17 protein-coding genes are annotated in these 13088 nt (G+C 71.3%); 11 read left to right on the top strand and 6 right to left on the bottom strand.

Annotated features, from left to right (window positions below; translation table 11 throughout):
* The coding region (locus tag VM889_14120; GenBank protein HVL49688.1) for a right-handed parallel beta-helix repeat-containing protein at positions 1-2488 on the top strand (2488 nt) is incomplete at its 5' end.
* Positions 2489-2491: 3 nt separating this feature from the next.
* On the opposite strand, the gene VM889_14115 is transcribed toward VM889_14120, so the two are convergent.
* On the bottom strand, positions 2492-3361 hold the full coding sequence (locus VM889_14115; protein ID HVL49687.1) for a protease complex subunit PrcB family protein: 870 nt from the start codon (positions 3359-3361) through the stop codon (positions 2492-2494).
* A 186-nt stretch (positions 3362-3547) separates the two neighbouring features.
* Here VM889_14115 and VM889_14110 point away from each other — a divergent pair, with 186 nt between their 5' ends.
* The 3 genes from VM889_14110 (at position 3548) to VM889_14100 (ending at position 4855) form a co-directional block, all read left to right on the top strand.
* Entirely contained in the window at positions 3548-4030 is a 483-nt protein-coding gene (locus VM889_14110) for a hypothetical protein (protein HVL49686.1), read from the top strand.
* A gap of 27 nt (positions 4031-4057) precedes the next feature.
* Positions 4058-4546, top strand: coding sequence for a hypothetical protein (locus tag VM889_14105; GenBank protein HVL49685.1), 489 nt, complete (start codon positions 4058-4060; stop codon positions 4544-4546).
* A gap of 99 nt (positions 4547-4645) precedes the next feature.
* On the top strand, positions 4646-4855 hold the full coding sequence (locus VM889_14100) for a hypothetical protein (protein ID HVL49684.1): 210 nt from the start codon (positions 4646-4648) through the stop codon (positions 4853-4855).
* A gap of 15 nt (positions 4856-4870) precedes the next feature.
* Here VM889_14100 and VM889_14095 read toward each other — a convergent pair whose 3' ends face one another.
* The 3 genes from VM889_14095 to VM889_14085 are packed head-to-tail and all read right to left on the bottom strand — an operon-like array spanning position 4871 to position 5662.
* Positions 4871-5002, bottom strand: a complete 132-nt coding sequence (locus VM889_14095; GenBank protein HVL49683.1) for a hypothetical protein — start codon at positions 5000-5002, stop codon at positions 4871-4873.
* A gap of 31 nt (positions 5003-5033) precedes the next feature.
* Positions 5034-5345 (bottom strand): hypothetical protein, encoded by a 312-nt coding sequence (locus VM889_14090; GenBank protein HVL49682.1) that lies wholly within the window; start codon positions 5343-5345, stop codon positions 5034-5036.
* A gap of 5 nt (positions 5346-5350) precedes the next feature.
* Positions 5351-5662, bottom strand: a complete 312-nt coding sequence (locus VM889_14085; GenBank protein ID HVL49681.1) for a transcription factor S — start codon at positions 5660-5662, stop codon at positions 5351-5353.
* A gap of 83 nt (positions 5663-5745) precedes the next feature.
* On the opposite strand from VM889_14085, the gene VM889_14080 reads away from it, so the two are divergent.
* A complete protein-coding gene (locus tag VM889_14080; protein ID HVL49680.1) occupies positions 5746-6273 on the top strand; it encodes a hypothetical protein in 528 nt (175 codons plus the stop codon).
* A 1-nt stretch (position 6274) separates the two neighbouring features.
* Here the strand turns inward: VM889_14080 and VM889_14075 are convergent, their stop codons facing one another.
* Entirely contained in the window at positions 6275-6751 is a 477-nt protein-coding gene (locus VM889_14075) for a hypothetical protein (GenBank protein HVL49679.1), read from the bottom strand.
* 99 nt (positions 6752-6850) lie between these two features.
* On the opposite strand from VM889_14075, the gene VM889_14070 reads away from it, so the two are divergent.
* The 6 genes from VM889_14070 to VM889_14045 all read left to right on the top strand — a co-directional run bounded on the left by VM889_14070 (position 6851) and on the right by VM889_14045 (position 12143).
* Positions 6851-7186 carry a hypothetical protein gene (locus VM889_14070; protein ID HVL49678.1) on the top strand — a complete coding sequence of 112 codons (336 nt, stop codon included), beginning with the start codon at positions 6851-6853 and terminating at the stop codon, positions 7184-7186.
* Between the two features lie 29 nt (positions 7187-7215).
* A complete protein-coding gene (locus VM889_14065; protein ID HVL49677.1) occupies positions 7216-7863 on the top strand; it encodes a hypothetical protein in 648 nt (215 codons plus the stop codon).
* Between the two features lie 89 nt (positions 7864-7952).
* Positions 7953-9527, top strand: a complete 1575-nt coding sequence (locus tag VM889_14060) for a CopD family protein (protein ID HVL49676.1) — start codon at positions 7953-7955, stop codon at positions 9525-9527.
* Positions 9528-9563: 36 nt separating this feature from the next.
* Positions 9564-10025 (top strand): cupredoxin domain-containing protein, encoded by a 462-nt coding sequence (locus VM889_14055; GenBank protein HVL49675.1) that lies wholly within the window; start codon positions 9564-9566, stop codon positions 10023-10025.
* A 1-nt stretch (position 10026) separates the two neighbouring features.
* Positions 10027-10509, top strand: a complete 483-nt coding sequence (locus VM889_14050; protein HVL49674.1) for a hypothetical protein — start codon at positions 10027-10029, stop codon at positions 10507-10509.
* Between the two features lie 2 nt (positions 10510-10511).
* Positions 10512-12143 (top strand): CopD family protein, encoded by a 1632-nt coding sequence (locus tag VM889_14045; protein ID HVL49673.1) that lies wholly within the window; start codon positions 10512-10514, stop codon positions 12141-12143.
* On the opposite strand, the gene VM889_14040 is transcribed toward VM889_14045, so the two are convergent.
* Complete coding sequence (locus tag VM889_14040; GenBank protein ID HVL49672.1) at positions 12144-13043, bottom strand: rhomboid family intramembrane serine protease; 900 nt, start codon at positions 13041-13043, stop codon at positions 12144-12146.
* Between the last annotated feature and the right edge of the window lie 45 nt (positions 13044-13088).

The following is a 13088-nucleotide window of genomic DNA, read 5'->3' as shown; positions in this document are numbered from 1 at the left end:
CCCCGGCCCCGGCCCGTACACGGTCCGCGGACCCATCCTGATCACCTCGAACGCGATGTTCACGGCCGCGAACGGCGTGAGGTCCGGGTCCGGCACGTGCGCCGACCCGTTCGTCATCTCCGGCTGGCACATCGCGCCCGGAAACGGCCAGACCGCGATCGAGATCCGCGCGACGACGCTCGCGTACCGCATCGAGGGCAACCTCGTCGACGCCTCGGCCTCCACGGGTTCCGGCATCCGGCTCGTCGAGAACCGCGGCTGCGGGCTCGTGCACAACAACTACGTCTACCACCGCGCGACCGGCATCACCGTCCAGAACGAGGACCCGCAGCTCGTCGCGAACACCATCGTCGGCACGGCGAAGCCGACGCCCGCCGGCACGGGCGTCTCGCTCGTCGCGTCGAACGCGCGCCTCGAGCGCAACCTCCTCTACAACCTCGACACGGGCGCGCGCGCTTACCTCGCCTCGCCCGCCTTCTTCGAGAACGGCGTCCACACCGTCGCGAACGGCTTCGTCCTCGACCACGTGGACCGCGCGACGCTCGACGGCGACTTCTTCTCCCTCGTCACGAAGGTCGCCGTCACGCTCGACGCTCCCGCGCAGGTCGTCGCGCGCAACCTCGTCGTGGAGAAGGCCGAAACCGGCATCCAGCAGATCGGCGGGTCGCTCACGCTCCACGCCTCGCGACTCTTCGACGCGAACACCGGCGTCCTCGGTTCGAACGGCGTGCTCGACGCGCGCGCGAACCTCCTCGAAGCCGGCATCACGGGCTTCGACCTCACGAACCACAACGTGAAGCTCGTCGCGAACGACCTCCACGACCACGAGCGCACGGCCGTCGTCCTCAAGGGCGCGACCGGCGGCATCGTCGACGCGAACACGATCCGCAGGAACGCGGGCGGCATCGACCTCCAGACGACCACCATCGTGACGCTCGCGAACAACCAGCTCACGGACAACGCATGGGGTCTCTCGATCCCGTACGCCGCGCGGCAGAACATCCCGTTCCTCTCGGGCAATTGGGTGAACGGCGTGAACGTCGATGGCACGATCGTTCCCGCGGACCGCGTCTATTGGTTCCGCGCCGCGAACGTCACGGTCGCGAGCCAGGTGCGCGACTCCGGCTTCAACGCGGGCTACTACGGCTCGCTCACGCTCGACGGCGGCATCGTCTTCTACGAGGTCGACACCGCGCGCGTGCTCGCGAGCACCTTCCGCGGCCACGTGATCGGCGTGCGCGCGGTCAACACGTTCAACCTCGTCGTCGAGGGAAGCCACCTCGTGAACAACCGCGTCGGCGTCCGCGTCGAGCAGGTGACCGTGCCGCACCTTGTGCCGCTCAGCGTCGCGAGCGTCAAGAACTCGACGCTCGACTGGGACATCGACCCCTCGTTCACGTACGGCGTGCACGTTTCCGGCGACACGTACATGGCCGTCACGGGCTCGACCTTCTCGAACTGGGACACCGCCATCTGGTACGAGAAGCCGGTCATCGGCGAGATCGCGCGGAACAACGTCCACACGAACCGCGTGGGCCTGCGCCTCGACGGCGCGCCGACCCAGAAGCCCTGGGATGTCGTCGCGCGCGACAACACGATCCACCACAACGTGGACGGCGTGTACGCGAACGCCTTCCACGGAACGCTTCGCGGAAACGCGATCGACGACCACCACCGCGCGGGCGTGCGCCTCGTCGCCGCCGCGCCCATCGTGCGCGACAACACGCTCGCGGGCAACGCGTTCGGCCTCCTCGACGCGCTCCCGTGCGCGAACATGAACCAGGCGTGCTCGCACGGCGCCTACCTCAACAACACCGTCGAGGATTCCGCGCACGTCGGCGTGTGGATCAACGGCACCGTGACGTTCAACGACAACCGCATCCTGCGGTCGGGCGCGAACGGCCTCCTCCTCTCGCGCGACACGACGCTCCTCCGGAACACCGTCTCGCAGAACGGCGCGACGGGCGCGATCCTCACGGGCACGTTCAACCTCCGCGGCAACACGTTTGAAGGCAACGCGGGCGACGGCTTGCGCCTTTACGGCAGCATGGCGTCGCGCCAGGACCGCTTCGTCGGCAACCTCGACGCGGGCATCCGCTTCCGCGGCGTCCTCCTCGACATGCTGGAGGACGAGGTCTCGTTCAACTTCGACGGCATCCACGTGGACCGCGTGCTCCCGGCCATCGCGCTCCCGAGCCTCACGATCCCGTCGATCACGCAGCCGGGCGCGCCCCTCGTGGGCGTCCAGAGCGACCCCGTGTACGTGCACCTCACCGACTTCGTCGGCAACACGCGCAACGCGATCCGCGCCCCGATCGAGGTCGAGGTGAACGCGACGTACAACTACTGGGGCCGCGCGGAGGGCCCGCGCGTGAACGTGCTCGACCAGGTCGGCGCGTTCGGCAACTCGGTCACGCTCGTGACGCGGTTCGTGCCGTGGTACACGGATGCCGCGCACACGACGACGGGGCCGGTGGACGGCCTCTGAGGATCACCCCGTCGCGACGCGCCCCTCGAACGTCACCCCGCCCGTCGCCGGCGTGAACGCCACGATCGCGAACGGGTTCGTGATCACCTCGGCGCACGCGCGGCCCGCGGGCGGCCGGTGCTCGACGTAGCGCACGACCGTCGCGCCCGTGTCGGGGTCCGTCTCGACGCCCTCGATGCTCGCGCCGTAGCAGGCGTTCGAGCGTTCGCCGAGGACGACGACCGCCACGCGCTCCTTCGAGAAGTCGACCGCGGGGCGCTCTCGGCGCGGCGCGTGCATCGCCCAGAACTGGGCCCACGCGGCCTCGTCGTCGAGGACGCGCTTCGTGGAGTCGGGGAAGCCGGATTGCGACCCCTGGTCGAGGACCCTGAACGACGGCTCGTCCGCGGGGGGTTCGCCCACGGTCGAGGTCTCGCCGCGGAAAGCGACGGGATGCTTGCGCTCGAAGGCCGCGAAGCTGTAGGGCGACACGATCGCCTGCGTGCAGAAGGCGTCCGGGCCCGGTTTCGCCTCGGTGTAGCGCACCACGTCGCGCGCCGTTTCGTCGTCGCGCGTCACGGCCGTGATCGTGACCGCGTGGCAGCCGTTCGGCTTCTCGCCGAGCACCACGACGGAGACGTGCACGCGCGAGAAATCGACCTCCGGCCGCGGCGCGGCGCCCGTCGTGTCGTGCTTCGCCCAGAACGCCTCCCACGCGTCGGGCGTGTCGATCATCGTCACGACCCGATCGCGGTGGCCCGACTGCGGACCCTCGGCGAGGATCGTGAACGGCACCGGGTCGCCCGCGTCCGTCGCGGCGGGCGAGGGGTCGATTTCCAGGCAGCCGGCGAGCGGGAGGGCGAGCAGCAGGGCGACGATCGCGACGGCGCGCATCCTTTCACGGTAGGCGGGCGCGGCGCTTGAGCGTGACGGGGGCGTCGGGCGGGGGCCGAACGGTCTGCGCGCCATTCGAGCGACGGTGGAACGATCCGGGGAAAAGGGGATGTCTGCGCGCGCGCCTCTCGGCCCCGTGAGCGGTTTGGAGCGTCCATCTTTTACGGGCAACAGCGGGGTGCGCTCGTGAGCGCCCTCACGGGCATCGCGGGCGTGCACTACGTCGCGGCGCGGCTCGCGCACGCCGGCTACCACGTCGCCGCGACGTCGCGCAACGCGCCGGGCGTCGACCTCCTCATCGCGGACCCCGCGTCCTTCCGGGGCCGCGGCGTCCAGGTGAAGACGACCGTGGACGCGATCCGGTCCCGCGGGCGCGGGCTGGACAAGAAGCCCCACCATCTCGAATGGGACGTGGGCGAGACGAGCGCGCTCGCCGACGCGGAGGACCTCCTCTTCGCCTTCGTGGACCTCAAGCAGTTCGAATCGCTGCCCGACGTCTACTTCGTCCCGAGCCCGGACCTCACGCGCTGGTTCCGGACGCACAATGACGGGCTGTATTCGCGCTGGCGCTGGCATCCGACCCTCGAGGAGGCGGCGCCGTACAAGAACCGCTACGACATCCTCGGGGCAAGGGCCGTCCCCGCCATGCGCGGGCCATCGAAGCCCTGAAGGCGCGAAGGAGCCCTCTCAACATCCGTGCCCCTTCGCCGATCGTGGGTCCTTCTCGTCCTCGCCGCGCTCCTCGCCGCCGGGTGCATCGCGCCCGGCGGTCGCAAGGTGGAGATTTCGATCGCGGGCAACGGCACCGGGTTCGGCGACGGCCCCTTCGGGCGCGAGGTCGGCGGCGCGAACGTCTCGTGGATGGGCGAAGGCGACGTGAGCTTCGTCGTGGACGTGCCGAATGGAACGGACCGCGTCGAGTTCCTATGGCGCGCCGACCGCAATACGACGGGCGACCTCCGCGAGATGCACGTCTCGGGCGGGCCTTGCCCGGACACCCACCGCGCGGGGGGCCGCGGCAAGGCCGCGGGCGGCCTCTGGTGCAGCGACCCGACGCCGGGGCCGAGCGTCGTGAAGGTGAAGCTGTACGACGGCCGCCTCTCGGGCCGCGTGTGCGTCATCGCCTTCAGCGGGGACGCCCGGTACGGCGAGTGCTGGGGCCGCTCCCCGCCGCTCGGGTCGTGAGCGCGCCAGGGTCTCCTCGGCGGGCCCGCTCAAGAGTAAAACCCGCTCCGGCACGGGCGGTGCGAGTCGCTTTGTAGTTCGCGATCCATTCAGTCGACCATGGATCAGGTCTCATGGATGCGGATCCGCAACGCGCTCCTCGTCGGGGGCGCGCTGCTTCTCGCCTTCGCCGCCGTCAACTCGGGTCAGACGGGATCCGATTTTGACAGCGCGTTCTCGAAGCTCATCTACTATGCCTACCTCCCGGGTCTGATCGGCATCGTGGCGCTCGTCGCGGGCACGGTCGCCCATCTGAAGCTGCGCCGCTGACGCGACGGTTTCCCCTCAGCGGTCGCTCGCGCGGGTGGCATCCGGCGCGACGGGGACGTCGACGCAGCAGCACCCGTCCGCGGCGCACACGACGATGCGACGGTCCTTCTCGACGACGCAGTCGCACTCCGCGCACTTCATCCGCACGCGGCGCGAAGGACGCGCGCCCGCATGAGGGTCACGGTCGCCCCGTCCCGTCGAGCGCCCGGAGCGCGAAGAATATGAAGAACGCGAACACGAGGAAGAGCGCGGGGGGCACGGCGGGCGCCCAGAGCGCGACGCGGGCCTTCGGGCGGTCGCTCGACGGAAGCGTCGTCCAGCCGTAGAGCGCGCCGAGCGAGAGCAGCACGGCCGCGAGGAACGTACCGCGCATGAGGTCCGCAAGGAGCGGCGCGAGGCTCGGCCGCGATGCGGCGAAGAAGAGGAGCACGCTCGTCGCGGAGAGCGCGAGGCTTGCGCGCGCGGCGAGGCGGACGTTTGCGAGCTTCATGGGAATCAGCGGTACTCGCGCCACTTGTAGCCACATTTGGTGCACTCGAGGAACCGCGTCGTCGCCTCATCCGCGCTGCGGGTCTGGCGGAAGAAGTAGTAAGCGGTGTCGTGGCCGCACTTCTCGCAGAAGTAGCTCGCCGTGGGGAGCTGCGAGATCTTGTCCTTCTCGACGTCGACGATGACCTGCTCCTTCTCGACGGCGGCGCCTTTCACGACGACGCTCTGGGCCTTGCCCGTCTTCTGCCAGTTGCACTTCGGGCAGGTGAGCACGCCGGCGACGGGCTTGAGGAGGGCCTTGTCGTTGGGGCAGAACATGGACCTCCCCTCGAAGGCCGTCTTCGCCTTAAGGGTTGCCGGGCCGCAACAGTTTATTTCCGATGCGACGGCTCGCGGGGTCCATGCGCGCCGCGTCCGTCGTCGTCCTCGCCCTCGTCCTCGCCGCGCTCACGCCGCAGGCCGCCGCCCAGGGGGGCCACATGCCCGTGCTCGGGAGCGGCTTCGCGCCTTACGGGAACTACACCGCGAACTTCACGAGCGAAGGCCTCTGGATCAAGACGGGCCCGCCGAAGGAGTTCCCGCTCACGTGGCGCATCCACCTCAACGCATCGAACGAATCCGCGACGGGCCTCGGGAACCCGCGGATCGCGGTCGAGTGGTTCCCCTCGGACGGTTCCGAGATGCAGCGTTGGGTGCTGAACGCGACCGAGCTTCCGAACGGCACCTACACGGCCGCGTTCACCTTCCCCGCGGCGGGGCACTTCCACGTGTCGTTCCGCGCGGATCCCCCGGACCTCCGGTTCGTGGGGCCCGGCATGATCAACATCGACGACCCGCCTGCGCCCGCGAAGAGCCCGGTCCCCGCGTGGGGCGCGTTCCTCGCGGTGGCCGCCATCGCGGCGGCTGCGATCGCGGCGCGGCGCGGGTGAGTCACCGTCGCCGCGCGGCGACCGCGACGCCCGCGGCCGCGAGGGCGACGAGCGCGACGCCGGGGCCGGGGACGCCCGAGGAGGCGGCGGGCGGGTCCGGCTCGCCCTGGAGCTTGAACGGCCCGCGGATCTTCACGCTCACCTGCGCGTCGTCGCCGAGGCTCTGGAAGAAGAGGGAATAGATGCCCCCGGTGGACGTGGTGAAGACGTCCTTGTCGCCGGTGCCGCGCATCTCCTTGAGCGTCTTCACCTCGCTCCCGACGTGCGTGTGGATGTCGAACTTGATCGCGACCTCGCCGCTCGACCACTCGTAGCGGAAGAAGTCGCCGGGGGACTGGAGCACGAGGTTCACCTCGTTGCCGCCCGCGGCGGCGCTCACGGTCAGCGTGCGCTCGAACGTCCGCTCGGGGTACGTCGCGGCGGCGGCGGGCGCGAGGGCGACGAGGAGGACCGCGAGCAGCACCGCAAGGAGGCGCATGCCCCCGGGGATGCGGGAGGGGCGGTGATAAACGTTCCGAGGTCGCGCGCGGCGCGCGGCTTCACAGCGCTTAAGCGGGGCCGCCCCGTCCTCGGGAGCGTGCCTTCCGTCCTGGCCCTCCACGTGCACGAGATCACCTCGATGGTCATCCTGCTCGTGGGCGTCGCGCTCACGGTGCTCGCGGTCCTCGCGATCGCCGCGTTCCGGAAGTCGGGCAACGCGCGCCTCAAGTTCGTCTCCGCGGCCTTCGGTGTCTTCGCGACGAAGCAGTTCTTCAGCGCGTGGGCCGTCTTCTCGCGCGCGATCGCGCACGAGGAGCTCGAGGCCATCCTCGCGGTCTTCGACGTGGTCATCGTCGCGGCGCTCATCGCGCCGTTCTTCCTGGGCCGCGGCGGGTCCCGAAGCGACGTTGCGCGGGGTCCTCGGAAGGCTTAAGTCGGAGATGACCATTCGAAGTTTGTTAAATGGGTGTTCCCATGCGTGGCTTCCAGCTCGCTCTCTTCGCGTTGACCTTGTTCGCCCTCGTGGCGGCCCCCTCCGCCACGGCGCACAAGACCACCACGACGCCCGATGGCAAGGTCAAGATCATCTGGGGCTTCCTCAACGAGCCCGCGACGACCTGGACGAAGAACGGGCTCGACCTCATCCTGCGCGACAACGCGACGAACGCGCCGATCACGGGTCAGGAGAAGAACTTCGAGGCGACCCTCATCCTCGGCGACGAGGAAAGGCGCTTCCACCTCCAGGGTCAGCACGGCAAGCCCGGGAGCTACACGGACGTCGTGACGCTCACCGCGCCCGGCCTCTACAAGCTGAAGCTCGTCGGAACGATCAATGGCTCCGCGGTCGACATGGTCATCCCCGCCGCGCACGACGTCGACGAGCTCGAGGGCTCGATGTTCCCCGTGAAGGCGAAGAGCCCCGCGGCGCTCGAAGCCGAGATCGCGGCCCTCAAGTCCGAGATCCAGGCCCTGAAGCTCGCGACCAAGGGCGACCCCGACACGAGCACGGTCGAGAAGAAGGGCGGCGCCGCGACGCCCGGCCTGTCCGCCGCGCTCCTCGTCGGGGCGCTCGGCCTCGTCGCCGTCCTCGCGGCCCGCCGCAGCCGGTGAGCGCCACGCGCCGGCCCGACCCGCCGGCGGCCGCGCGCCGCCGGCTCCTCCTTCCATTGCTCCTTCTTGCAGCGTTGACGCTGTCCCCCGTGGCGGAAGCGCACGCCGTCCTCCAATCCGCCTCGCCGGCCCCGAACGGCCGCGGCGACCTCGGCACGAACGTGGTCGAAATCCGCTTCACGGAAAACGTGGAGCGCCGCTACACGGACGCGGAAGTCCACTCCCTCGCGCGCGAGGCGATGAAAGCAGGCCCCATCCAGTTCGACGACGCGGCAGCGAACGTCATCCGCGTGCCCGTGAAGCCGCTCACCGACGGCATCTACGTCGTCGAGTGGCGCACGCTCAGCGTCGATACGCACACCGCGAAGGGGTCGTTCGTGTTCAGCGTCGGGAACGCCACGCTGCGCTACACCGCCGACCCCGTCTCGCACGACCACAGCTCGCATGAGGGCGGAGCGGTCCTCGGCGAGGGCGCCGCGCGGGGCGTCTTCTACGCGGGCGCGTTCCTCGCTTTCGGCCTACCCCTCTTCGCGCTCGCCGTCCTGCGGGAACCCCGCTGGCCGCGCCGCGTCCTCGCGCCCGCCGCCGCGGGAGCGCTGCTTGCGGTCGCGGGCGGCGCGACCGTGCTCCTCGCCTTCGCGGCGCGACTCGAGATGACCGTCGCGGCGGCCATCCAGACGGAGGCCGGCGGCTTCCTTGCGGCGCGCGCGGGCGCCGCGCTCGTCGCCGCGCCCCTGCTCGCCTACGCCGCGTGGCGCCGCGACGCGCCGCGCTCCGTCGCCGTCGCGGGCGGGGCCGCCGCGCTCGCGGCGCTCGTCGCGACGGCGCTCGGAAGCCACGCGGCCGCCGTCTCCGAGAACCGCCTCGCGGCCGTCGGCGCGGACCTCGCGCACCTCCTCGTCGCGGCCTTCTGGCTCGGCGGCATCGTCGGCCTCGTCGCGATGCTTCCCGGCCGCGACGCGCGGGAAGCGGGCCGGCTCGTCGGACGCTTCACGCCGCTCGCCATCCCGAGCGTCGCGGTTTTGGTCCTCACGGGCGCCTATGCGACCTTCCTCCACGTTCAGCGGATCTCCGACCTGTGGTCGACGACGTACGGGCTCGCCATCCTCGCGAAGCTCGGGCTCGTCGCCGTCCTCGCGCTCCTCGGCGCGGCGAACGGGCTCTGGATCGGCCCTCGCCTCGCGCGCGGCGAAGGCGGCCCCCGCGTCCTGCGCCGCCTCGTCCTCGTCGAGACGGGACTTCTCGCCTTCGCGCTCGTCGCCGCGGGGGTCCTCGCCTCGTCGCCGCCACCCGACCAGGACGTTCTCGCGGGCTCCCAGGGGCCGACGGCCTGGCAGCGCGACGCGACCACCGATACGACCCACGTGACCCTTTCGATCCGTCCCGATCCGCCCACGGCGGGTCTTCAACGCATCACCGTCGCGCTCCACCCGCTCGAAGGCGGGGCGCTTCCCGAAGGGACCGAGGTGGCGCTCAAGGTGGCGGGCCCGGGCGAGCGCGAGCCCGAGTCGCTCCTCACGCCCGAGCGCGTCGGCTTCGACCAATGGGTGGCCGAGGACGCCTTCTTCACGGAGCCCGGAACATGGCGCGTGTGGGTGCTCATGCAGAGGCCCGATGAGTACCGGAAGCTCGTTTTCGAGGTCCCGGTCGTCGCGAGCGGGTAGGCAACAGTTATGTCGAACGCGGATCATGGCGCGCGCATGACCTTCCGCGCGATCCTCGCGACGCTCGTCCTCGCGGCGCTCCTCGCGACGCCCGCCGCCGAGGCCGCGGAGCCGAGGAAGGTCTTCGTCTACCTCCACGAGTTCCCGAACGCCCTCCACATCGCGCCCGAGTCCATCGAGGTCGAGCGCGGGTCGGAGGTGACGCTCGTCGTGGCGAACGTCGAGACGAACAAGCGCACCCACGATTTCGCGATCGAGGGGCTCGGCCACTCGACGGGCGACCTCGCCCCCGGCCAGACCGCGACCCTGACCTTCGTCGCCGACAAGGCGGGCACGTTCGAATACCGTTCGACCAAGGCCGGCGAACGCGAGGCCGGGATGCGCGGCGAGCTCGTCGTCGCGGGCGAACCCGAGCCGGCGCGGACGCCCGCGGGCGGCGTCGCGTGGGCGCTCCTTGCCTTCGCGGCCATCGCCCTCGCGCGCGGCCGGGAGCGATGACATGCGCATCGCCGTTGTCCTCGCGCTCGTCATGCTCGTCCCCGCGGCGGCGGGCCATGCGACGGTTTCGGCCTCCGACCTCGCGCTGAACGTGGGCTGGTCGCAGGAGCCGCCCGTCGCGCGCGCCCCGAACGGCATCGAGGTCGTCGTGCGCGCGGGCTACGACGCCGCGAACGCGAGCGCGCTTGCCGGGAGCGTCCTCTATAAGGGGGCGCTCGTCGCAAACCTGACCTTCGCCGAGTCCTCGCCCGGCAGGTTCGAGGCCATGTTCGCGCCGCCCCACAGCGGCCACTACGTGGTGCTCCTCGACGGGGCCGTCTCGGGCCGCAGCGTGACCGCGAGCGTCGCGCTCCCCGAGCGCGCGCACGACCCGCTTCCCGCGCGCTCCGAAGGGACGGGCCTCCCGGCGAACCTTCCCCTCGAAGCCATCCTCGTCGTGCTTGCTCTCGTCGGAGCCGCGCTCGTCGTCGCGCGCCGGAGGTGACGATGCGCGTCGCGCCCGTCCTCGCCTTCGTCGCGCTCCTCGCGCTCGTGCCCGCGGCGGCCGGGCACGCGAACCTCCTTGCGAGCGACCCGCCCGCGAACTCCGCCGCGCCGGAGGCGCCGCGCGAGATCCACCTCCGTTTCACAGAGCCGCTCGAGCCCGCCTTCGCGAAGGCGGCCGTCGCGGACGCCCGCGGCCGGATCGTGAGCGGCCCGCCCCGCGTCGCGGACGATCCGCGCACGCTCGTCATGCCCCTCGAGGCGGCACTCCCCGACGGAGGCTACACCGTCACCTGGAAGGTCGTGAGCACCGTCGACGGCCACACGACGCGCGGCATCTTCGGGTTCGCCGTCGGCAACGGCACGGTCCCCGTCGGCGGGGCCGGCGCAAGCGAGGTCGCGGTGCCCGAGATCCCCGAGCTTGCGGGCAAGGCCGCCTCGTTCATCGGCGCCGCGCTCGCGGTCGGCGTTCCGTTCTTCGCGCTGTTCGTGGCGCGCGGCGAGCATGCCGGCGCGGGCGGATGGGTCCTCCCCCGCGTGGCCATCGTCGGCCTCGTGGTCGCGTTCGCGGGCGTCCTCGCGCAGTTCCTCGCCGTCGCCGCGCGGCTCCACGACGTCGCGTTCACCGCCCTCGGCCCCGAGGCGATCGTCGCGACCGCGCTCACGCGGGAGGGAAACCTCTTCGCGGTGCGCGCGCTTCTTGCCGTCGTCGCCTTCGGCGCGCTTCTCGCGGGCCGCGGTCGCACGGGCGACGTCAGGCCGTTCGCCTGGCGCATCGCGCTCGTCGCGGGGGTCGTTTCGCTCATCGCGGCGTCGCTCTCGTCGCACGCCGCCGGCGTCTCGCCGCGCTGGCTCGGGGTCGGCCTCGACTGGATCCACTTCACCGCGGCGAGCATATGGCTCGGCGGCCTCGCGGCGCTCGGCGCCCTCCTCGCGCGACAGGGCGGCGTCGCGTGGTCGCGCGCGCTCGTGCCGCGCTTCTCCGCGATCGCCTTCGTCGCGGTGCCCGTGCTCGTCATCGCGGGCGGCCTCTCCTCGTACGTCCACGTTCCGAACCTCGAGGGTTACGTCGAGAGCGGATGGGGCCGGCTCGTCGCCATCAAGGCCGCGCTCGTCCTGCCGCTCCTCGCGCTCGGCGCCTACAACCGGTACGTGCTCGAGCCCCGCATCCGTCGCGGCGAGGAGTCCGTCATCTGGAAGCTCGCGCGCTCGGTGCGTCTCGAGCTCTCCCTCGGCATGGTGGTGGTCGTTCTCGCGGCCGTGCTCGGCGCGCTCCCGCCGCCGGGCTACGGCGCGCCCGGGTCGGCGACCTCGACCACGACGGCGGGCGGCTTCGAGGGAACGCTCGTCGTCGTCCCGGCCGCCGCGGGCGTGAACCGCGTCTCGGCGCGCGTCGTGGACCTCGCGACGGGCGAGCCGCCCGCGGGCGTCCTGTCGGCCGAGTTCGAATTCATCTTCGCCGAGCGGGATCTCGGGCGGGGCGTGGCGCCCGCGGCGGGCGGAGGATCCCCGGGAACGTGGGTCGCCCACGGCGCCCATCTCTCGACGCCCGGCGCGTGGGACGTCGGGCTCTACCTTGAGCTCGAAGGGCGACCGGACGTCACGCTGTTCTGGCGCATCCAGGTCTCGGAGTGATCAGAAGTACCGGCGCCACGACGACGCTCCTTGCGGGCGCTGGACGTAGGCGCGCAGCCCCTGGCTGTGCAGGTACTTCGCGTACAGCATGCCGGCCGCGAGGCCCGCGAGGTGCGCGAGGTTCGCGACGCCGCGGCCCGGCGAGAAGATGCCGATCACGTCGAGGAATGCGTAGACCGTCGTGATCGCCCAGAGCGGCGCGGGGATCACGAAGAACACGAGGACGCTCAGGCGCGGGGCGAGGATCGTGAGCGTGCCGAGGACCCCCATGATCGCGCCCGAGGCGCCGAGGACGGCGACGCCGCCGGGGGCGATGAGGCCCTGCGTCTGGAGCCCCATGATGAAGAGGATCTCCGCGAGGCCGCCGAGGACGCCCGTCCCGAGGAAGAGCCACGTGAACCGCTTCGACCCGATGAGGCCCTCGAGGGCCGGGCCGAAGAAGAAGAGCACGATCGCGTTGCCGAAGAGGTGGTAGAATCCGCTGTGCGCGTAGATGCTCGTCACGAGCGTCCACGGGCGAAAGAGGAAGTCCTGACCGAGGAGGAACGCGAAGCCCATGAGCCCGTCGAGGCCCGCGATGCCGGCGAGGATCTGGAGGACGAACACGCCGCCCATGATCGCGAGCATCGCGTGCGCGGCGTGCCCGTCGAGCTTCTGCCGCAGCTCGGCGAGGCGCGCCGAGATCTCCGCGCTCGGCCGGACCTGCGGCTTCAACACCTCGCTTCCCGGGTCGGCGGAGAGGAAGCGCCCCTCCGCGCGGACCTTCTCGCGGTAGTCGTCGAGGCCGCGGCAGGCGTGGTTCTCCGGGAGACGGTGCTCGGCGCAGAAGCGACCCTTGCAGAACTTGCAGACGAACGGCATGTATTCGTCGCGTCGGCAGGTCTCGCACTGCGCAGGCATCGGAACGGCGACGAGTAGGCGGGCCTCGGTATAAGGCCATTGCCT

Source organism: Candidatus Thermoplasmatota archaeon (assembly GCA_035540375.1).
Classification (GTDB): Archaea; Thermoplasmatota; SW-10-69-26; order JACQPN01; family JAJPHT01; genus DATLGO01.
Note: the sequence above shows the minus strand (reverse complement) of the source record. Positions and strands in the feature narration are given on the sequence as shown.

Excerpts from the sequence above, each read along its gene's own strand:
- VM889_14115 (HVL49687.1), bottom strand. The coding sequence starts at position 3,361 with ATGCGCGCCGTCGCGATCGTCGCCCTGCTGCTCGCCCTCCCGCTCGCC.
- VM889_14100 (HVL49684.1), top strand. The coding sequence starts at position 4,646 with ATGGATCAGGTCTCATGGATGCGGATCCGCAACGCGCTCCTCGTCGGG.
- VM889_14090 (HVL49682.1), bottom strand. The coding sequence starts at position 5,345 with ATGAAGCTCGCAAACGTCCGCCTCGCCGCGCGCGCAAGCCTCGCGCTC.
- VM889_14085 (HVL49681.1), bottom strand. The coding sequence starts at position 5,662 with ATGTTCTGCCCCAACGACAAGGCCCTCCTCAAGCCCGTCGCCGGCGTG.
- VM889_14080 (HVL49680.1), top strand. The coding sequence starts at position 5,746 with ATGCGCGCCGCGTCCGTCGTCGTCCTCGCCCTCGTCCTCGCCGCGCTC.
- VM889_14075 (HVL49679.1), bottom strand. The coding sequence starts at position 6,751 with ATGCGCCTCCTTGCGGTGCTGCTCGCGGTCCTCCTCGTCGCCCTCGCG.
- VM889_14065 (HVL49677.1), top strand. The coding sequence starts at position 7,216 with ATGGGTGTTCCCATGCGTGGCTTCCAGCTCGCTCTCTTCGCGTTGACC.
- VM889_14055 (HVL49675.1), top strand. The coding sequence starts at position 9,564 with ATGACCTTCCGCGCGATCCTCGCGACGCTCGTCCTCGCGGCGCTCCTC.
- VM889_14050 (HVL49674.1), top strand. The coding sequence starts at position 10,027 with ATGCGCATCGCCGTTGTCCTCGCGCTCGTCATGCTCGTCCCCGCGGCG.
- VM889_14045 (HVL49673.1), top strand. The coding sequence starts at position 10,512 with ATGCGCGTCGCGCCCGTCCTCGCCTTCGTCGCGCTCCTCGCGCTCGTG.
- VM889_14040 (HVL49672.1), bottom strand. The coding sequence starts at position 13,043 with ATGCCTGCGCAGTGCGAGACCTGCCGACGCGACGAATACATGCCGTTC.